The organism is Phyllobacterium sp. K27, assembly GCF_054796155.1.
This window is the reverse complement of sequence record NZ_CM139240.1, coordinates 410,300-429,592: the sequence shown is the minus strand read 5'-3', so window position 1 is coordinate 429,592 and position 19,293 is coordinate 410,300. Positions and strand designations below refer to the sequence as shown.

Sequence of the window (19,293 nt, the reverse complement as noted above, 5' to 3'; positions counted from 1 at the left end):
CTCTTACTGAACCGAACCGACCAGAATGTTGCTTGGTGCTTCGATGCTGACCCAACGGCCAGTATTATTGGAGGCTTGGCGTTTCAGGTAGGTGTAGTCGGTTTCCGACCAGTTCTTCACACCGTCGACAAGGTTGTCGAGGATAAAGTCGCCTTGATTAGTACGCACAGTCAAAACGGCATGGCCTTCGCCATCGGGCTTGCGAACAACAGTTATCAAGAGGTTGGCAGGTGAAATGCCCGCTTCCATCAGGTCACGACGCTTCAAAAGAACATAGTCCTCGCAATCGCCGACCGCATCCGGATAGGCCCAAAATTCTTCAACGCCATAGATTTCCATGTCGGTCAGCGGTTTGATTTTCTGGTTGTCATTGCTGTTGACGCTGACAATGAGCTGCCAGAAATCATGATTCATCGTTTCCGGCATCACGTTTCGGCTCTTTATGGAGCATTCTGCAGGAAGCCTTTTGCAGAACTCATAGTGACCGATTGGTTGTGATGTCATTCCGCCTGTCAGCATGAAAGGCTCAGCGGCGGATGCTGGATTTGTAGAAAATGCAGCAGCGAAAAACGCAAGGGCAAGGCCCAGGGATTTCATGTTTTTGAGTGCTGCGAACATTCTTTGCTCCAAACCCGACGACTGGTCGTTAACAAAACGTTAATGTCGGAGTGGACCATGAGTCAATCACAATGGCGCCACGATCCCGCCATTGTTAATATATGGTTAAAATTTGAACTTTCGCACTACCGCAATAGGAATGATGCCATTTCCGGGATTTGTAGGCCTGACCTATCAAAGGAAAGTATGTTGACAATGCCGAAGTGGTCGGTGCCTTGATCTTTAAGCAATTGATATAAAATGAGTTTTTTGAGCTTCCCCTAAGCGCGGAATGATGCAAACCGATCAGCTCTTGGTTTCCCATGCCTACATCTTATGGATTAGAGCAAATTTTGTTTATATAGAGCCAATTCTGTTTCTCGGATGACGAGACAGTCCACGCGGAAGGTAGCGAGGCCGATGTGGTTCCATCGGACGAAGCTGCCTGACAAAGTGGTTGGCCGTCAGCCGGAAACCCGAAGGGCCGGGTGAATTCTGGCCAATTCCATCGGGCTTCAGTCTCGTCCGATGGATAAACATCGCCCTCGCTAAATCCCTTGATCTTGTCCACGAATTCCCTCCGGCAGAATGACTCTATATAAACAAAACTTGCTCTAGCTTACGAGCCATCAAAGTTTAAACGAAGATCCCGCTGGCATCGGCTTTCAGACAAAGGATGCGTGCAGCACCCTTTGCCTGTTCCGAATATTATAGCCGAAGCCCTATCAATTAACGGAAAGGACGTCTCCCGTACGACGATCAACGCTAACTTCAATATGACGACCACGGTGATCAAGGCCTTCGAGGCCAAAGCGTTCCTTTGATGCCGCGAACTGACTATTCCAGCGCGAAGGAACCGGTTTTGACCTCGCCAGCCCTATGGTAGGTGTTGATGACCACGCCCGTAGTGGAAGCCTTCGAGCTAGCCAGAGTCAGTGCACCGGGCTTCGCGTCGGCATTGAAGAAGGCTTTTCCTTTGCCGAGCAAAAGCGGGAAAACCCACAGATTAAGCTCGTCAATGAGATTATGAGCCAGCAGTGTATGTACGAGTTGGCTGCTGCCTTGGATGAGCAAATCCGGGCCGTCGGATTGGCCGAGCTTACGAACCGCATCGGCTACATCGTCATCGAGCGCAACTGTGTTCTCCCAATTGAGCGTATCCGGCGAGGAAGTCGCAACATATTTCGTTGCTGCGTTGAATTTATCGCCAATAAGATCGCCTTTTTTGACGCGCGGCCAGTGCGCGGCAAATATATCATAAGTCTTGCGACCGAGAAGCAGATCGAAAGGCGTATGCATGGCTTTGTCCATGACCTTGCCCATGATTTCGTCCCAGTAATGAAATGTCCAGCCGCCATATTTGAAGCCGCCATCCATATCCTCCTCTGGGCCGCCCGGTGCCTGCATGATGCCGTCAAGTGATAGGAATGCTGTTGCGATGATCTTTCTCATTTCGATGCTCCTTGCTTTAATTGTTATGCAACGAGGACGAACAAACCTTGCTTCTCCCGACATGGCTTTGGATTTTTCTAAAAATTGATTTGGACAATCCTCCTGCCAGTCCGATGCAAGGATGAGGGCTGGGCGGAGCAGACTCATTCTACGAGACATCTCATCCACATCCACATCCACATCCACAGCTACAGCTTCGTAAGGATCACCAGTTTTGCGATGATCAGAACGTCAAGAGCGCAGTCATAACTGGAGCTGTGTTCGGCCCTTCAAGTCGCGGCGGAAGTCTGACGGAGACATGCCGGCAATATTGCGGAATGATTTGTTGAATGCACTCAATGAGCCGAAGCCGCTCTCCATGGCCACCTGTAACACGTTGGCTTCTTGTCTGAGCAGCATTGCCTGTGCATAGGAAAGCCGCAACAGAGTGACATAATTGTTCAGCGTCATGCCTGTCGATTTCTTGAAAACGCTCATTGCATATTTCGGATGCAGATTCACCGAGACAGCGATGTCAACGGAGTCAATATCCTCCAGGAAGTTGGCGGCTATGAAATCGCACATGCGGCTCACCGCACGGGCCGATTGCTGGCTGGATGAAGTCTCGGCCGTTTCATACGGCTGTTCGGGGACCATTCGATAGGGTTCAAAGCAAATCCGCTCAATCCGAAGCAGTAACTCGCTGACCGCATGCTCTTCCTTGGACCGATTGCCGGAGCGTGCATATTGAAACCATCGCGCAAAGTTCTCTTTGTCGGCCGTGTCAGTTACGGAGGTTACCAATGTTCGCCCCTGCATCAATTGGCCCGGCACTGCTTCGGGCAAGTGCATTCGAAAAAAATGCACAAGCGGCAGATGTGCACCGGCATAGATCGCATCGTCGGATGAATCATCCATTTGATGGGGTTGTCCGCCCCAGAACAGGCACATATCGCCAGCATTGAGACGAATCGAATGATCATTCATTCGGTAGTGAACTGTGCCGCTAACAATGTAGTTGACTTCCACCTGTGCATGCCAATGCGGCATAGTCATAATTGCAGGGTGGTTGTAAAACATCTGCAACGAAGTTGGCATTCCCTCGACGCTGCTTGCACCTGGATGATAAACCGGCTTTTCCCCCATCTTACTTTCCGCCCAGTTCATATGTCTTTTTTGGGAGACAGGCGCTCCCTTGCCGCTAGTGTAGTCACGTTTGCAAAGAGCGAGCAATTGAAAAGGGGAGGAATTTCAATGCGCTTCAAATCTTTTGGCGTGACGGCAATTGTCACGATACTTGGCTTCAGCACCGCGCCAGCATTGGCGCAATCGGGTAATATATCGGTTTGGGCATGGAATGTGGCGGCTTCATCGCTGAAGCTGATCCTCAAGGATTTCAACGAGAAATTCCCTGACATAAAAGTTGATGTGCAGGATCTTGGAAACGATCAGGTCTTCGACAAGACGCTGGCTGCATGTGCTGCGGGTGGTGCGGGGCTTCCGGATATAGTGCAAATTGAAAATTTTGAAGCTGAAATAATCTGGAATCGCTTTCCCGATTGCTTCAGCAATCTCAAGGATCTTGGTTATACAGCCGAGATTCAGGCAAAATTCCCGGAATTCAAACGGACTGAACTGGAAATCGGCGATGTCGCCTATGCCATGCCCTGGGATTCGGGGCCGGTAGCCGTTTTTTATCGCCGGGACTTTTATGAAAAAGCCGGTGTTGACCCGACGTCAATCAAGAGCTGGGATGATTTTATTGCTGCGGGCAAGAAAGTGGCCGCAGCAAATCCTGGCGTTGCTATGGCACAGGCCGATTTCAACGGCGACAGTGAATGGTTCCGAATGCTCTCCAACGAGCAGAGCTGCGGGTATTTTTCTACCGACGGCCAGTCGATTACGATCAATCAACCGGCATGTGTGGCGGCGCTGGAAAAGCTGAAAGAGATGAAGAGTGCCGGTACGCTGACTGCTGGCAATTGGAATGAAAAAGTTCAATCCAGCACGGCAGGAACGGTCGCAAGCCAGCTCTACGGCGGCTGGTACGAAGGCTCCATTCGGTCCAATTCTCCTAAGCTGGAAGGCAAATGGGGCGTCTATCCCATGCCCAGCCTGACGGCTGATGGCCCGCATGCTGCAAATTTGGGCGGGTCGGCGCTCGCCATCAGCAGTGCTTCGGAGAACAAGGAGGCCGCATGGGCCTATCTGAACTATGCGCTTGGGACCAATGAGGGGCAGATAGCCATGCTCAAGGGCTACGGTCTGGTGCCGTCACTGCTAAATGCAGCGGATGATCCTTTCATATCGGAACCCCAACCCTATTGGGGCGGGCAGGCAATCTGGTCTGAGATTCTGGCCACACTCCCCAAAATTGTGCCCAGTCGTGGCACGGCATTCCAGGGGGACGCCGACAGTATATATAAGGCAACTCAAACCAAATATTTTGAGGGCGGGTATCCAGACGCAAAGACGGCGCTGGACGATGCGGCAAATCAGATTGCATCGGCGACAGGCCTTCCGATCGCAGAATAATCCTCATAGGCCGGGCAGGCGACAAGCCTTTCCGCTTGTCGGCTTGCTTTACACGTCAAGGAGGAGAAACGATGCAGTTGCGAAACCGCGCCGCCTATGGGTTCCTGGCGCCCTACCTGTTGATCTTCGCCGTTTTCTGGATATGGCCTATCATCAGTTCATTCTGGATGTCATTTCACAACACGCGCATCAATCCCTGGGTCTTCAATCCCGGCATGAACTGGGGACGGCTGTTCGCCGATCCGGCCTTTTATAACGCGCTGAAGAACACGATGATCATCCTCGTTATTCAGGTGCCGGTGATGATCACGCTCGCCACGATCATAGCCGTTCTTCTCAATTCACCTCTCCTGAAAGCCAGGGGTCTTTTTCGCTTTGCCTTCTTTGCGCCAGTGGTCGTGGGGGAGGTTGCCTATGCAGCTGTGTTCCGGCTCATGTTCAACCTTGACTTCGGCATCATCAACAAGCTGCTGAACAAGGTCGGTATCCCCGCCATATCATGGTTTGCCGAAACTCCCTTCGCCATGGCCTTGCTGATTATTGCCGTGACCTGGCGTTGGGCGGGATACAACGCCATTATCATTTTATCCGGGCTTCAATCAATTCCCGAAGATGTCTACGAGGCAGCAACGCTTGATCGGGTAAGCAAGCTCAGGCAGTTCATTTATGTCACCCTGCCCCTGCTAAAACCCGTGATTTTGTTTTGTGTGGTTCTGTCGATCATCGGTTCCATGCAGCTCTTTACCGAGCCGTTTCTGATCACCAATAGAGGGGGGCCCGGCGGCGGCACCGAGACGCTTGGCCTGTTCCTTTACCGGCAAGGCTTCGCTTCGCTGAACTTCGGCTACGCTTCGGCCATTGCCTATACGATGGCAGCGCTGGCGATCCTGATCTCCCTTTTGAACCTCTGGCTGGGACGCGAACCGAAATGAGATCACAATCCAGATCCACCCTCATCCGCGTCCTTTCGCTGCATGCATTGCTTATCCCATTGGCCATTATCTGGTTGTTTCCGCTATGGATGATGCTTGTCTTCGCGACGATGCCTGATCATGGCATTTTCAGCCCCAGCATCGAGTTTTTGCCTTCAACGCATTTTTTGGAAAATGTGGCCAATCTACAGGCGGACACGAATTTCGTCCGAGCGTTAGGCATCTCTATCGGCGTTGCTCTGGTTTATACGCTCCTGTCAGTTCTGCTGACGTCCATGGCCGGGTGGGCGCTTGCCCGATATCACTTTCTGGGAAAGTCAATCGTGATCGCCATCATTCTGGGCACGATCACATTGCCTTATTTTGTCGTGATCATCCCGCAATTCATAATGGTGGCGCGCGAATTCAAAATGGCGAACACATGGGCCGCGCTCATCGTGCCACCCCTGTTCAACTCGCTTGGCGTTCTTTTCATGCGGCAATCCTTTTCGATGATGCCCGCAGAATTATTCGACGCTGCCCGCGTTGAAGGCGTCAAGGAATGGCAGATTTTCCTGCGTATCGCATTGCCCCTGGCACGGCCGACGATGGCGGCCCTTGCGATCATTCTTTTCCTTGCGTCATGGAACAATTATCTCTGGCCGCTTTTGATCAATTCGAGGCCGGACATGATGACGGCGCCGGTGGCGCTTGGAACGCTGATCGGCCTTACCAAGGTTTCTTGGGGAGGCATCATGGCGGGTGCGGTCCTGCTTACCGTGCCTATCCTCGTCATCTTCATTTTATTGCAGCGCCACTTCATCGCCGGCATTGCCGCCGGCGCGATCAAGTAACCGGAGACCGCCGCATGGCTGAACTTTCCCTCAAGAATGTTGTCAAACGTTTTGGTACATATGAAATTATACGCAATGCCAGCCTTGATGTGGCCGATGGCGAGTTCGTGGTTTTCGTCGGCCCGTCCGGGTGCGGTAAGTCTACCCTGTTGCGCATGATCGCCGGGCTTGAAACCATAACGGACGGAGAAATTCACATTGGCGGTACAGTCGTCAATGACGTGGAGCCTGCCGATCGTGGCATTGCCATGGTATTCCAGTCCTATGCGCTCTACCCGCATATGACTGTGGAAGAGAATTTGGCTTTTGGACTGCGTATGACGGGAAATCCGAAGAGTGATACCGAGCGCCGGGTCCAGCGTGTTGCCGATATTCTGCAAATCAGGGAGTTGTTGAACCGGCGGCCAAGACAACTTTCGGGCGGTCAGCGTCAGCGCGTTGCCATTGGCCGGGCCATCGTGCGTGAACCGCAAGTGTTTCTATTCGACGAGCCTCTCTCCAATCTTGATGCGGAATTAAGGGTGCAAATGCGCGTGGAGATCTCTAGGCTTCACAAGGAACTGGGGGCGACCATGATCTATGTCACCCACGATCAAACCGAAGCGATGACTTTGGCTGACAAAATCGTCGTGTTGCGCGGTGGCAATATTGAGCAAATAGGTGCGCCGCTCGACCTCTATGACAACCCGGCAAACCAGTTTGTGGCCGGTTTTATTGGCTCACCCAAAATGAATTTCATGCGCGGAGAGGTTGTCGAAGTGCAGGCCCAAAAGATCACCGTCGCCCTGTTAAATCAGGGAAATGTACGGATCACGCTGCCGGTTGAAAGTTTCGAACCCCGTATCGGCGAGAACGTAACGCTTGGCGTTCGTCCCGAACATTTTTTCAAAGCGGGGCAAGGCGATGCGGATCTGACCATCAAGATCGATGTCGCCGAACATCTCGGCAATACCAGCTACGTCTACGCCAATGTGCGTAGTGGTGAACAAATCATCATCGAACGCGAGGAATCCCGCGATGAAAGCAATCGCGACACTCTCACGATTGCCATCAGGACAAGTAGTACTTTCCTGTTCGACAGTACCGGCAACAGGATTCGCTAGAGGGTCGTATCAAAAAGTGAAATCCCGGTTTTGGGATAATCCGATGCGAAAACAAAAAGTTAAAACCCTCGAGACACTGCGATCTAAAGCCTTTTCCTCCCACCCAACTCCCAAGACCAAATCCGTCAAACTCCCAAGGAAGACCTATCATGAATGATACAACACCGATCCGCTGGGGTATTATCGGCCCAGGCACCATTGCCCGGACGTTTGCTGATGGCATTGCCCATTCCCGCACTGGCCAACTCAACGCCATAGCCTCGCGCAATCCCGACAATCCATCGCTTGCGGCTCACTTTCCCGGGGCTCGCATTATCAATGGTTACGAGGCTCTGCTGACTGAACCCGACATCGATGCGATCTACATTGCAACGCCTCATACGGCGCACGCTGAATGGGCGATCAAGGCATTGCGTGCCGGAAAAAATGTGCTCGTCGAAAAGCCGATAGGCCTGAGCGCCTTCGAGGCAGAAGCCATTTTTCATGAGGCAAGAAAGGCAGGCAGGTTTGCGGGCGAAGCGTTCATGTATCGCTTCCATCCACAAACCCGCAGACTGATCGAACTTATCAAAAGCGGCGTCATTGGGGATCTTCGCATCATACGGTCAAGTTTCGGATTCAATATGGGCAGTGTGCAACCGGAACATCGTCTTTTCGCCAACACGGCCGCTGGTGGCGGCATACTTGATGTGGGCGGTTATCCGGTTTCAATGGCTCGGCTGATTGCAGGAAGTGCGGAGGGGAAGGATTTCCTTGAGCCTGAAGTCGTGTCCGGGGCGGGCTATCTTGGTGAGACTGGCGTTGACGAATGGGCCTCCGCCATCCTTAAGTTTCCCAACGGCGTGATTGCTGAAGTCTCCTGCTCGATCATGGCCAATCAGGACAATACGCTTCGCATTATCGGTTCGCAGGGTAGGATTGAAGTCAAGGATTTCTGGTATGCGTCTGGTCACAATGGCGGCACTGGCAAGCTGGAATTGTTCAAGTCCGACGGGACGCATGAAACGATCGAGATAGAAGAGGATCGCTGGCTTTATTCGTTCGAAGTAGATGCGGTGGGCGAAGCCATCCGCGAACAACAGCAGGAATTTTCCGCCCCCGGCATGACATGGGCCGATTCCGTCGGCAATTTGCGGGTGCTTGATCAGTGGCGGGCTGCAATCGGTCTCGAATACACGGTCGAGAAAGCCGCCTCCCGCACTAAAACCATTTCAGGTGATGTGCTCAGGCCCGGCAATATCATACTGAAACGGACAATAGCAGGTCTCGAAAAACCTCTGTCCATTGTCGCGCTCGGCTTCGAGTTCTTCCCGAATTTTGCGGCGGGATCGCTGACCCTCGATGCCTATTATGCGGCCGGGGGAAACCTTTTTGATACGGCTTATATTTACGCCAACGGCAAGACCGAGGAAATTTTCGGCGACTGGCACACCAGCCGCGGCATTCCGAGGCAGGAGATCGTTCTGATAGGGAAGGGCGCGCATTCTCCACTCTGCTATCCGGACATGATCGGCAAGCAATTATCCCGCTCGCTCGACCGGCTCAAAACGGACCATGTGGATGTCTATTTCATGCACCGCGACAATACGGACATTCCGGTTGGAGAATTTGTCGACGCGATGGATGCCGAGGTAAGGGCAGGACGTATTCGCGGTCCCTTTGGTGGTTCGAATTGGACTCGCGAACGAATGAGCGAAGCCATTGCCTATGCCGAAAAGACCGGCAAGACCGCGCCAGCGGCCTTGTCGAACAATTTTTCGCTGGCTGAAATGCTGGAACCGATTTGGGCTGGCTGTGTGGCAGCATCGGACCATCAATGGAAAGCGTGGCTTGATGCCACGCAGATCCCCAATTTTGCCTGGTCCAGTCAGGGTCGCGGCTTCTTCACCGAGCGAGCGGGCCGCGACAAGCGGGACGACGAAGAGCTTGTGCGGGTGTGGTATTCGGACAAGAATTTCGGTCGGCGCGAAAGGGCATATGAACTGGCCAAAAAACTCGGCCGCAATCCCATCCACATTGCGCTCGCCTATGTGCTCGCGCAACCCTTTCCCGTTATTCCATTGATCGGGCCCCGCAATCTCAGTGAACTGGAAGACAGCCTGTCGGCCCTCAATATAGAATTGACACCGGATGAGGTTAAATGGCTCGAAGGATAAATGCTTGGCTTAGTGAGTCGGCTGGATGGGCAGATAGTCCTCCGGTCGATCCAGCTTATGAATACAAGCAATCGGATGCTTCAAAAATTTCGGCGCAGTTTCAGATGCAAAGCAACAAAAAAGCCCGCTGGTGCGGGCTTTTTGCTGACATATGCGAACGTTTGAGAACGCCTGCATACAAATAACTGGTGCCCAGAAGAGGACTCGAACCTCCACGCCTTGCGGCACACGGACCTGAACCGTGCGCGTCTACCAATTCCGCCATCTGGGCAGCGCGTTTCATCTAAGGGGCGCTCAAGAGTCTGTCAATGCATATATTGGCCAATATCAGGCATTCATTGTTAAATTGAATGCACGACAAGAGCAGAAACATAATACATGATTCCCGAGCGCTGTTGCATGGTCAAGCGGCCAAATCGCTAAGCCGCTTGAACTATCACCCTGCCAGCACTTCCTTTGACGCAATCGTCGAGTCGGCATTGAGCTTGTAGACAATCGGCACGCCTGTGGCGAGTTCCTGCGCTACGATCTCTTCGCCTGTCAGCCCGTCGAGTGCCATGATGAGCGCGCGCAACGAATTGCCATGAGCGGCCACCAGAACGGTTTCACCGCGTAGGACATGAGGTTGAATCTCGTGAAGATAATAGGGCCAGACGCGTGCACCAGTGTCGCGCAGGCTCTCGCCGCCAGGTGGTGGTACGTCATAGGAACGGCGCCAGATATGCACCTGATCCTCACCCCATTTGGCGCGGGCATCATCCTTGTTAAGACCTGAGAGATCGCCATAATCGCGTTCGTTCAGCGCCTGATCGCGGATGGTCTGAAGACCGGTCTGGCCGACCTCCTCGAGGATATGTTGCAGGGTGTTTTGAGCGCGCGACAGGACAGAAGTATAAGCAATGTCGAATTTCAGACCCTTGGCCTTCAAGCGCTTGCCTGCGTCCTTGGCTTCCTCATGGCCGAGTTCAGTCAGAGCCGGGTCACGCCAGCCTGTGAAAAGATTTTTCAAATTCCATTCGCTCTGGCCGTGGCGCACGAGGACGAGGGTTCCGGACATTCTGAAGACTCCTTTAAAGCTGAAATTATTCGCTGAGGCCAAGCACATCGAGCATGGAGTAAAGGCCGGGTTTGCGGCCTTTACCCCAAAGTGCAGCCTTGATTGCGCCGCGCGCAAAGATGGTGCGGTCTTCCGCATGGTGAGATAGCGTGATGCGTTCGCCTTCACCCGCAAGAATGACAGAATGATCGCCGACAACCGAGCCGCCGCGCAGGGTGGCGAAACCAATCGTCCCGGCCTCACGCGGCCCGGTATATCCGTCGCGCACGCGAACACTGTGCTGACTGAGGCCGATTTCCCGGCCATCGGCAGCGGCTTCTCCCAGCAATAGAGCAGTACCCGATGGTGCATCGACCTTGTGTTTATGGTGCATTTCGAGAATCTCGATATCGAAATCGTCACCCAGCGCCTTTGCCGCCTGCTTGACCAGAACGCCGAGCAGATTGACACCAAGACTCATATTGCCGGATTTTATCACGACTGCATGGCGCGCTGCCGCTTCGATCTTGGCATTATCCTCGGCAGAGCAACCCGTTGTGCCAATCACATGGACGATACGCGCCTGTGCAGCCAGCTCGGCAAATTCGATGCTCGCAGCAGGTGCCGTAAAATCAAGGACGCCTTCAACGCCGACAAAGACAGAAAGCGCATCATCGGTAATCGGAACACCAAGATGACCTAATCCGGCAAGTTCACCCGCATCCTGTCCTATGTGAGGCGAATCGGAGCGCTCTATAGCGCCGGCAAGCACTGCCCCCGGTGTCGCGCGTATGAGGCGGATCAGTGTCTGACCCATGCGCCCGCCAGCACCGGTGACGGCAAGCTTCATCGGATTTTCTGCGCTCATTCCGTTCGTCCCGTGAGTTCGGCAGACTTGTCTTCACCCATAGAGATGATGGGTGAATCATCCTTGCCTTGCAATTGATAGAAGCGCGCATAAACGCCATTTGGTCGGGCAAGCAAGCTTTCGTGCACCCCTTCTTCCACGACGCGCCCTGCCTCCATGACGACAATGTGGTCCGCATTGACAATGGTCGAAAGACGATGGGCAATGACGATGGTTGTGCGGCCCTGCATGCTACGTTCAAGAGCCTGCTGTACGCGCTTTTCCGATTCGTTATCGAGCGCTGACGTTGCTTCGTCGAGCAGAAGAATGGAAGCATTGCGAACGATTGCGCGCGCAATAGACAAGCGCTGGCGTTGGCCTCCGGAAAGGGTAATGCCATTCTCGCCGACTTCGGTGCCGTAGCTTTGTGGCTGCTTGATAATGAACTCATCGGCATTAGCGAGTTTGGCTGCCTCGATGACCTCTTCGTCGGTCGCATCCGGTCGTCCGTAGCGAATATTGTCGGCAATCGTCCCTTCAAAAAGATAGGGCTGCTGCGAAACATAGGCGATGGACTGACGCAGCGACCGCTTGCTGACATGAGCAATATCCTGGCCATCAATCAAAATGCGTCCGCCATCAATATCATAAAAGCGCTGAACAAGACCAATCAATGTCGATTTGCCGGCACCGGACGCACCGACAATTGCGGTGGTCTTGCCTGCCTCTGCGGTGAAGCTGACATTGTGCAACACTGGAATGCCATTGCCATAGCTGAAACTGACATCGTCGAACTGCACTTCGCCCTGGGGAACAGTAATTGGTAGGGCCCCGATACTATCCGCTTGACGCGGTTCGATGTCGAGAATTTCATAAATCATGCGGGCATTAACGAGGGAGCGCTCAAGCCCGACCTGCACACGGGCGAGACGACGTACAGGGTCATAGGCAAACAAAACTGCTGTAATAAAGGCAAACATCGCACCGGGTGGAGCTGCGTGGTAGACTGCCCGGTATCCTGTGTAAGCAATCATTGATGAAATCGCGATGCCAGCGATAAGTTCGGTAATCGGCGACAGTCTTTCTGATAAGCGTGAAATTTTGTTCCCCCGCTCTTCGGCCCGAAAGATAAGGTTACTTACCTTGCTGCGCAATTGCTCTTCCATCGTGAATGCTTTGACGATAGCGATTCCTTGCGTTGCTTCTTGCATTGCCCCCAAAAGACGTGAGTTCAAGGTCACGGATTCTCTATGGATCACACGTAAGCGATTGGTCAGATAGCGTACAGTCAGGATGACGGGAGGACCAATGAGAAGCGCAAAAAGTGACAATAGCGGATCAAGATAGATCATGCTGCCAATCATCGCAATCAATGTAGGAATATCTTTGCCTATCGTGGTGACCACAATATCAAGAAGTTCGCGCACGCCCCCAATGTTCTGATTGATGCGAGCTGCAAGTTGGGCCGAACGCGTATCCTGATAAAAATCTAGACCTAATTTCATTAGATGGTCAAAAATCCGGTGCTGATAGCGGGCAACGATATTATTGCCTACCTTTGCCATTGCTACACCTTGAACGTAAGAAGCAGCACCGCGAATGACGAAGGCAGCCAGAACACCAAGACTGATCGGTAGGATCAGGTCCGCATTACGTTCATAGTAAATCTTGTTGATAATATCCTTGAAGACGATGGCAATGAAAGCCATAGAACCAGCGGTTGCAAGCATAGCGGGTACCGCGAGTGCATAAGTGGGAAGCTGATCCCGAAAATTTTCACCGAAGACCCTGCCAATGACGCGCCTGGCTTCAGCCGTGTCGATTTTCTTCTTTTTCTTGTTGGGTACACCATTCATGACAGGCGGCAACTCGCTGGTACTAAAACATCAGGCAAATGTCCTTTTGCAGGAATTTTTGCCACGTGATCCTGTCCCTATAGCGTTATTGCTTCGCCTTGCCTATGGGTTTAGGCCCGTTTGACTGAATGCGGCGGGCAAGTGTTGCCGTGATGCCCCAGACCAGTGCGATGGGCTGCTGTCAGTTCTGGCGCCAGCGACGACCCTCCGTTGCAACGCCGAAACGGGCCGGTGTGCGAGCAAATGCAGACAGGCCACTTAAAGCCGCCAGAGGATGCGTGATGATGTAGACGGGCGTTTCTCGCAATATTTGTTGATGCGGGGCCTTGTCCTCAAAAGCTTCGCGGAAGGCCGGGTCTTTCAGCGGCTCTACGATCCTTTGAACGATACCCCCGGCGAGATATACGCCGCCGCGTGCCATGAAGGTCAGAGCGAAATCACCGGCCAAACGGCCGAGATAGGTGACGAACAGCGCCAGTGTTTCCTTCGCTTCCGGAGATTCGCCGGAAAGGCCAGCCGCAGTGATGTCAGCAGGCGTATCCAGCGTCGGCTCGGTTCCGCCAACTTTGCAAATGGCGCGATAGATGTTCTGTAGTCCGCGCCCGCAAAGCAGTTGTTCGCCGGAAATACGGCCATCAATATGCTCGATATGGGGAAAAAGCTCGAGATCGCGTTCAGTACGCGGACCCATATCCACATGGCCACCTTCGCCGGGAACAGGAACCCAGCTGGCACGTGAACGAACCATGCCCGCAACCCCGAGACCAGTGCCGGGTCCAAGCACCGCGCGGCTGCCGTGTGGATCGCCCTCACCGCCACCGAGCTTTTCAAGATGCTTAGGCTCAAGCGAGACAACAGCAAGCGCCTGCGCCTCGAAATCATTGATGACGGTAATGTCTGACAGGCCAAGTGTCTCCATCATCTGGCGCGGTTTGACGACCCAGGCGCAATTGGTCAGGTCGATTTCATCGCCTTCTACCGGACCTGCAATGGCAAGCACTGCGGAACGTGGCTGAATCGAGGTGTGATCGAGAATGGCGTTCTGGATTGCATCGTCAATGGTTGGAAAATCGGCAGTTTGCAGAACCGGAAATTCCTTCGGTTCGGCATAGGCATCGACAAGAATTGCGAAGCGTGCATTGGTGCCACCGATATCACCGACCAGAATCGGAAACTTCATAATGTGGTCGATATCTGCCTGTGTAACCATTATCGCTTTCCTGTCTCAAGTATCACTTGTGCCTTTATCCATCCGATCGGACAAATGGCGCATCAATGTATTGTCGGCCGCATCATCACGCAGCAAGCCTCTTTTTTGCACGAGAATCTCTGCTGTTGCCCGGTTCAGTGCCATCGGAATATCGTAAACGCTGGCCAGTCGCATAAGTGCTTTTACATCGACATCATGTGGCAAGGGTGACAATGGGTCGACAAAGAATATAAGCCCGTCAATCCGTCCTTCTGCAATCAATGCACCGATCTGCTGGTCACCGCCAAGCGGTCCGCTTTTGACTCGGGCGATTGTCAGCGAAGGACACGCTTCCTGTATCAATCCACCTGTGGTGCCGGTCGCGACAATGTCACATGGCGCAAGCAAGGCTTCATAGTTGCGTGCAAACGCCACCATGTCGTCCTTCTTCTGATCATGGGCAATCAACGCGAGGCGGAATGGCTGTGTCATCAAAACTCTTTTTCGGGTGGGCCCTAAATCGATTGAAACTCTATAGACAATTCACACCGGCGTGAAAAGGGCAGAGCACAAAAAGACCTTACGGCTTTTGACCGGGAATCGGAATATCTTCCGGAAAGTCCTGACTTGTATCGGCAGATGCCTGCGGAACATTTGCTCCGACGCCAAGCGTGACCTCTTCAACGGATTTCGGACCCGGTGCAGTCAAGATCTGGGCGCAAAGCTTGGGAAGGTCCGAGAGCATCATCACTTTGGGTTTAACCGGATTCTTGGGGGGAGGCGCCTTCTTCCAAGGCTCATCGGTAAACCACCAGGCCAAAGACTTGCCGCAACCATCATCCGTTCCTGTTGGTTCCTGCGCTTTGCATTGCGGCGATCCGGGTTGGCATTTTATCCTTACATGGAAATGATAATAATGCCCCCAATATGGGCGTATTTTATTCAGCCAGCTACGATCGCCCTGCACGCTGTCACACAGCTTCTTCTTGATACCAGGATGAACAAAGATTCGCTCGACTTCTGGATAATTCGCGGCACGTTTCAAAAGGGCAGTGCGACTTGTACTCCATTTATCGGGGTCAACGAACAGCGTGTCACCTTGAAGCATGGATTTGGCCTCTACCGTCTCGCGCTCCTGGTTGGTCAAGCGGCGTTCCGGCATCGGTGTCAGCCAGATATCGGCATCAAGCCCTACCTGATGTGAAGCATGACCGGTCAACATGGGACCACCGCGCGGCTGCGAAATATCGCCGACCAGAAGGCCGGGCCAGCCATCCTTGCTGGAGGCATCGCGTGCCAACCGCTCCAGCAGGGCGATCATGCGTGGATGACCCCAGTTGCGGTTTCGCGACAGGCGCATGACCTGCCATGCTGGTCCGTCCACGGGCAATGCAACACCGCCTGCAAGGCAGCCTTTAGCGTAAAAACCGGTCGATTGCGGTGCTCCGAGACTGGGCAATGATTGCGTGCCGAACAGGCGTTTGGCAGGCCCGTCTTCGGCCAGAGCATTGAGCGTGGCTGTCAACGAGATCAATAGGCCAACAGCAAAACGGAGCAGAGTTTTCGATGTCATTTTTGTTGTCCAATAGATGAGAAGCAAAATCGCGTCGATCATCCGAGCTTTATGATGGCAAGATTCGCACGGAACCCGCAATATGGAAACAACTATAGGTTTGATTCGGTGGGGTCCACATTATGAGAGCAGTCATTTTCGAGCAGTTTGGACAGCTGCCCCGCGTGCAGAACGTTATGGATCCCGAACCTGCTGCAAGCGGCGTGGTGGTCAAGATTGAAGCGACCGGCCTCTGTCGCAGCGATTGGCATGGCTGGATGGGGCACGATGCGGATATTGTTCTTCCGCATGTGCCGGGCCATGAGCTTGCGGGCACAATTGAAGCTATTGGCAAGCATGTTACAGGATGGAAAATCGGTCAGCGAGTAACGGTGCCATTTGTCGGCGGTTGCGGACATTGTTTCGAGTGCAATTCCGGTAATCACCAAGTGTGCGAAAGTCAATTTCAGCCGGGCTTCACCGCGTGGGGCTCCTTTGCTGAATATGTCGCGCTCGACTACGCTGATACGAATCTTGTCGCTCTGCCTGATTCACTGGACTTTGCTACGGCGGCAAGTCTTGGTTGCCGATTTGTGACGTCGTTCCGCGCCATTGTCGACCAAGCGAAGGTAAAGCCAGGAGAGTGGGTGGCGGTACATGGATGCGGCGGGGTGGGCCTCTCCGCAATTATGATCGCCACTGCAATGGGCGCTAATGTGGTTGCAATCGATTTGGCTGAAGAAAAGCTTGCCTTTGCCCGAGAACTAGGAGCCGTTGCTACCGTCAACGGACGCGAAACCCGGGACATAATCGGAGCCGTCAGAGAGATCACCAAGGGCGGTGTCCACGTTTCCATCGACGCGCTGGGACACCCTTCTACCTGCTTTAACTCAATCGCCAATCTGCGTCGACGTGGTCGCCATGTCCAGGTGGGGCTGATGCTTGGCGACCATGCACATTCACCCATCCCCATGGACAAGGTCATTGCGCATGAGCTGGAGATATATGGAAGCCACGGCATGCAGGCATTTCGCTATAGCGCTTTGATGGCCATGCTGGAGATGGGCAAGCTGAAGCCAGAGAGATTGATCGGCAGGGAAATCACATTGGATGATGCGCCCGCGGCCCTTATGGCGATGGACCGCTTCGAGGGCACGGGAATTAACGTGATTACGAGCTTTCAGTAGATGCCCGCCAGCTGCCGTCACGCCACATGGCCGCGAAGGCAGTGCCATAGTCGGGATAGCGAAATGAGAAGCCTAAAGACTTGATCCGCTTGTTCGAGACACGCTTGTTCTCGCCATAAAATGAGCGCGCCATTGGCGTCAGTTGTGCCGTTTCAAAGTCGGACTCTTCCGGAGGCTCGATTCCCATCAACTCGGCGGCATAGGCGACGACATCCTGTGGCGGAGCTGGCTCATCATCCGTGATGTTGAATATGCCGCCTTGATTATGCGTGCTGAGGAATTGTAGCGCACCAGCTATATCATCCACATGGATACGGTTGAAAACCTGTCCGGTTTTATTGAGTCGCCGCGCCGTCCCATTGGTGAGATTGACAAAAGCGTTACGGCCCGGCCCATAAATTCCTGAAAGCCGCAATATTGCCAGCGGAACGCCGCGTTCATCTGCCAAAGCCTGCCAGCTTTGTTCTGCATTAACACGCTCCACCGAGCGCGCAGAAACCGGGCTGCAAGGCGTTGTTTCATCAACCCAAGCGCCGGCATGATTGCCATAGACGCCGACTGTCGACAGATAGCCGATCCATTGCAGCTTTGGCATGGCGCGGCGGATCGTGTCTCCGAAAAGTGCAACCACGGGATCGCCGGTTTTTGCCGGAGAGGTTGAAATAACCAGATGGGTGATGGTTTCCAGCGCGTCTGCAATCTCCTGCGACGCATGGGTGCCGTGGAATAGAAAAGCTGTAATTCCTTCCTTCTCCAGCGCAGCTAATTTTGCGCTATCGCGCGTCGTCCCGCCAATAAATTCGGCTACGGAACCAATTGATCTGGCAAAGGCGCGAGCCGAATAACCGGCACCAAACAGGAAAATCTTCATAGTTGATTGTTCACGCCATTGTGCCATTCGGTCAAGACTGTCGCGTCATTTTCTTCCACCGCATGAGACAGCCGGAGCTTCGAAAAGCTCTCTGCGTTCAGGAGCTGACTCAAAGCCCACACCGCGGACCCACGCACAAGTGGCGAAGTATCGGATAGATGTTGCTTTATCGGGTCTACCAAATCCGGATCATCCGAATTACCGCAGGCGTTCAGTACATTTCGCAAAAAGCGATCACGACCTATGCGCTTTATCGGCGAACCGGAGAACAGGATTCTGAATGCGGCATCATCCAAGGTTAACAGGTAGGCCAGAGAAGGCGAGCGAAGGTCGTCGCGAGCACGCAGCTTGGCCTCTCTGGCGGTTTCGGCAAATTTGTTCCACGGACATACGGCTAGGCAATCATCGCAACCATAGATGCGGTTGCCCATTGCCTTGCGAAACTCACGTGCAATCGGCTCTTTATGCTCGATAGTAAGGTAGGAAATGCAGCGCCGCGCATCGAGCTGGTAGGGCGCAGGGAAAGCCGAGGTCGGACAGGCGTCGAGACAGGCGCGACATGAGCCGCAGTGATCGTGCTCTTTGGTGTCGGAAGGCAGCTCGGCTGTTGTGAAAATGGTGCCGAGAAAGAGCCAGGACCCATGTGCCCGGCTGACAAGATTGGTGTGTTTGCCTTGCCAGCCAAGCCCCGCAGCTTCTGCCAGGGGCTTTTCCATGACGGGTGCCGTATCAACGAACACTTTGAGATCTTCCCCGGCAGCCCGCGAGGCAAAGCGACTGGCCACCCCTTTCAGCTTACCTTTTATGATGTCGTGATAGTCGCGGTTCTGAGCATAGACGGAGATCGCTGCCTTGTCTTTTTGCTCAAGAATCGCCAGCGGGTCGCTGTCGGGGCCATAATTCATGGCGAGCACGATGATTGAGCGAACTTCCGGCCACAAAGCTTGCGGGCTACCACGACGTTCTTCCGTATCCAGCATCCATTCCATGGTGGCATGACGTCCAAGCGCCAGATAGGCGCGTAGGCGCTCTTCAGCCTGTGGAATTGAGTCCGGGCTGGTAATGGCGACGACGTCGAAGCCTGCAGCCCGTGACTCATCGATAATAAATTGCTTAAGCCGCTCTTGCTGATTTGGGTTCATTTGCATGATAACCGTGCATAAGAACT

At 53.5% G+C, this 19,293-nt stretch carries 18 protein-coding genes and 1 tRNA gene; 6 read left to right on the top strand and 13 right to left on the bottom strand.

The annotated features are described in order from the left end of the window. Window positions 1-3: 3 nt before the first annotated feature. The 4 genes from ACYJL1_RS02040 to ACYJL1_RS02025 all read right to left on the bottom strand — a co-directional run bounded on the left by ACYJL1_RS02040 (window position 4) and on the right by ACYJL1_RS02025 (window position 3,195). Window positions 4-618 (bottom strand): transglutaminase-like cysteine peptidase, encoded by a 615-nt coding sequence (locus ACYJL1_RS02040; protein ID WP_460896799.1) that lies wholly within the window; start codon window positions 616-618, stop codon window positions 4-6. 313 nt (window positions 619-931) lie between these two features. After that, window positions 932-1,168 carry a hypothetical protein gene (locus ACYJL1_RS02035; RefSeq protein ID WP_460896798.1) on the bottom strand — a complete coding sequence of 79 codons (237 nt, stop codon included), beginning with the start codon at window positions 1,166-1,168 and terminating at the stop codon, window positions 932-934. A 266-nt stretch (window positions 1,169-1,434) separates the two neighbouring features. After that, window positions 1,435-2,049 carry a dihydrofolate reductase family protein gene (locus ACYJL1_RS02030; RefSeq protein WP_460896797.1) on the bottom strand — a complete coding sequence of 205 codons (615 nt, stop codon included), beginning with the start codon at window positions 2,047-2,049 and terminating at the stop codon, window positions 1,435-1,437. Window positions 2,050-2,292: 243 nt separating this feature from the next. Beyond that, entirely contained in the window at window positions 2,293-3,195 is a 903-nt protein-coding gene (locus tag ACYJL1_RS02025; protein WP_460896796.1) for a helix-turn-helix domain-containing protein, read from the bottom strand. An 87-nt stretch (window positions 3,196-3,282) separates the two neighbouring features. Between ACYJL1_RS02025 and ACYJL1_RS02020 the strand changes: the two genes are divergently transcribed. From ACYJL1_RS02020 to ACYJL1_RS02000, 5 genes are all read left to right on the top strand, one after another. Continuing rightward, the gene (locus ACYJL1_RS02020; RefSeq protein WP_460896795.1) at window positions 3,283-4,563 is read left to right on the top strand and encodes an ABC transporter substrate-binding protein; all 1,281 of its coding nucleotides are present in this window, start codon (window positions 3,283-3,285) and stop codon (window positions 4,561-4,563) included. Between the two features lie 71 nt (window positions 4,564-4,634). Continuing rightward, the gene (locus tag ACYJL1_RS02015; protein ID WP_460896794.1) at window positions 4,635-5,495 is read left to right on the top strand and encodes a carbohydrate ABC transporter permease; all 861 of its coding nucleotides are present in this window, start codon (window positions 4,635-4,637) and stop codon (window positions 5,493-5,495) included. After that, window positions 5,492-6,328, top strand: a complete 837-nt coding sequence (locus tag ACYJL1_RS02010) for a carbohydrate ABC transporter permease (RefSeq protein ID WP_460896793.1) — start codon at window positions 5,492-5,494, stop codon at window positions 6,326-6,328. The genes ACYJL1_RS02015 and ACYJL1_RS02010 overlap by 4 nt, the downstream gene beginning before the upstream one ends. A gap of 14 nt (window positions 6,329-6,342) precedes the next feature. Next, complete coding sequence (locus ACYJL1_RS02005; RefSeq protein ID WP_460896792.1) at window positions 6,343-7,431, top strand: ABC transporter ATP-binding protein; 1,089 nt, start codon at window positions 6,343-6,345, stop codon at window positions 7,429-7,431. A gap of 149 nt (window positions 7,432-7,580) precedes the next feature. After that, window positions 7,581-9,587: an aldo/keto reductase gene (locus ACYJL1_RS02000; protein WP_460896791.1), complete on the top strand. Its 2,007-nt coding sequence runs from the start codon at window positions 7,581-7,583 to the stop codon at window positions 9,585-9,587. Between the two features lie 186 nt (window positions 9,588-9,773). Here ACYJL1_RS02000 and ACYJL1_RS01995 read toward each other — a convergent pair. The 7 genes from ACYJL1_RS01995 to mepA form a co-directional block, all read right to left on the bottom strand. Beyond that, a tRNA-Leu gene (locus ACYJL1_RS01995) sits at window positions 9,774-9,858 on the bottom strand. A gap of 165 nt (window positions 9,859-10,023) precedes the next feature. Next, window positions 10,024-10,644: a 2,3-bisphosphoglycerate-dependent phosphoglycerate mutase gene (locus tag ACYJL1_RS01990; RefSeq protein WP_115054581.1), complete on the bottom strand. Its 621-nt coding sequence runs from the start codon at window positions 10,642-10,644 to the stop codon at window positions 10,024-10,026. Window positions 10,645-10,669: 25 nt separating this feature from the next. Further along, on the bottom strand, window positions 10,670-11,491 hold the full coding sequence (gene dapB / locus ACYJL1_RS01985) for a 4-hydroxy-tetrahydrodipicolinate reductase (protein WP_460896790.1): 822 nt from the start codon (window positions 11,489-11,491) through the stop codon (window positions 10,670-10,672). After that, window positions 11,488-13,326 (bottom strand): ABC transporter ATP-binding protein, encoded by a 1,839-nt coding sequence (locus ACYJL1_RS01980; RefSeq protein ID WP_460896789.1) that lies wholly within the window; start codon window positions 13,324-13,326, stop codon window positions 11,488-11,490. Before ACYJL1_RS01980 ends, dapB begins: the two co-directional genes overlap by 4 nt. A 181-nt stretch (window positions 13,327-13,507) precedes the next feature. Further along, window positions 13,508-14,536, bottom strand: a complete 1,029-nt coding sequence (locus ACYJL1_RS01975; protein WP_460896788.1) for a glucokinase — start codon at window positions 14,534-14,536, stop codon at window positions 13,508-13,510. A gap of 15 nt (window positions 14,537-14,551) precedes the next feature. Beyond that, complete coding sequence (locus ACYJL1_RS01970; RefSeq protein ID WP_460896787.1) at window positions 14,552-15,007, bottom strand: methylglyoxal synthase; 456 nt, start codon at window positions 15,005-15,007, stop codon at window positions 14,552-14,554. Between the two features lie 88 nt (window positions 15,008-15,095). Continuing rightward, window positions 15,096-16,130, bottom strand: coding sequence for a penicillin-insensitive murein endopeptidase (gene mepA / locus ACYJL1_RS01965; protein WP_460896786.1), 1,035 nt, complete (start codon window positions 16,128-16,130; stop codon window positions 15,096-15,098). 80 nt (window positions 16,131-16,210) lie between these two features. On the opposite strand from mepA, the gene ACYJL1_RS01960 reads away from it, so the two are divergent. Continuing rightward, a complete protein-coding gene (locus ACYJL1_RS01960; protein ID WP_460896785.1) occupies window positions 16,211-17,254 on the top strand; it encodes a zinc-dependent alcohol dehydrogenase family protein in 1,044 nt (347 codons plus the stop codon). Here the strand turns inward: ACYJL1_RS01960 and ACYJL1_RS01955 are convergent. Both ACYJL1_RS01955 and queG read right to left on the bottom strand, forming a co-directional pair. Then, window positions 17,238-18,125: an SDR family oxidoreductase gene (locus ACYJL1_RS01955; protein ID WP_460896784.1), complete on the bottom strand. Its 888-nt coding sequence runs from the start codon at window positions 18,123-18,125 to the stop codon at window positions 17,238-17,240. The two genes, ACYJL1_RS01960 and ACYJL1_RS01955, sit on opposite strands and share 17 nt — an antisense overlap. Continuing rightward, a complete protein-coding gene (gene queG / locus ACYJL1_RS01950; protein WP_460896783.1) occupies window positions 18,122-19,273 on the bottom strand; it encodes a tRNA epoxyqueuosine(34) reductase QueG in 1,152 nt (383 codons plus the stop codon). The genes ACYJL1_RS01955 and queG overlap by 4 nt, the downstream gene beginning before the upstream one ends. Window positions 19,274-19,293: the final 20 nt, after the last annotated feature.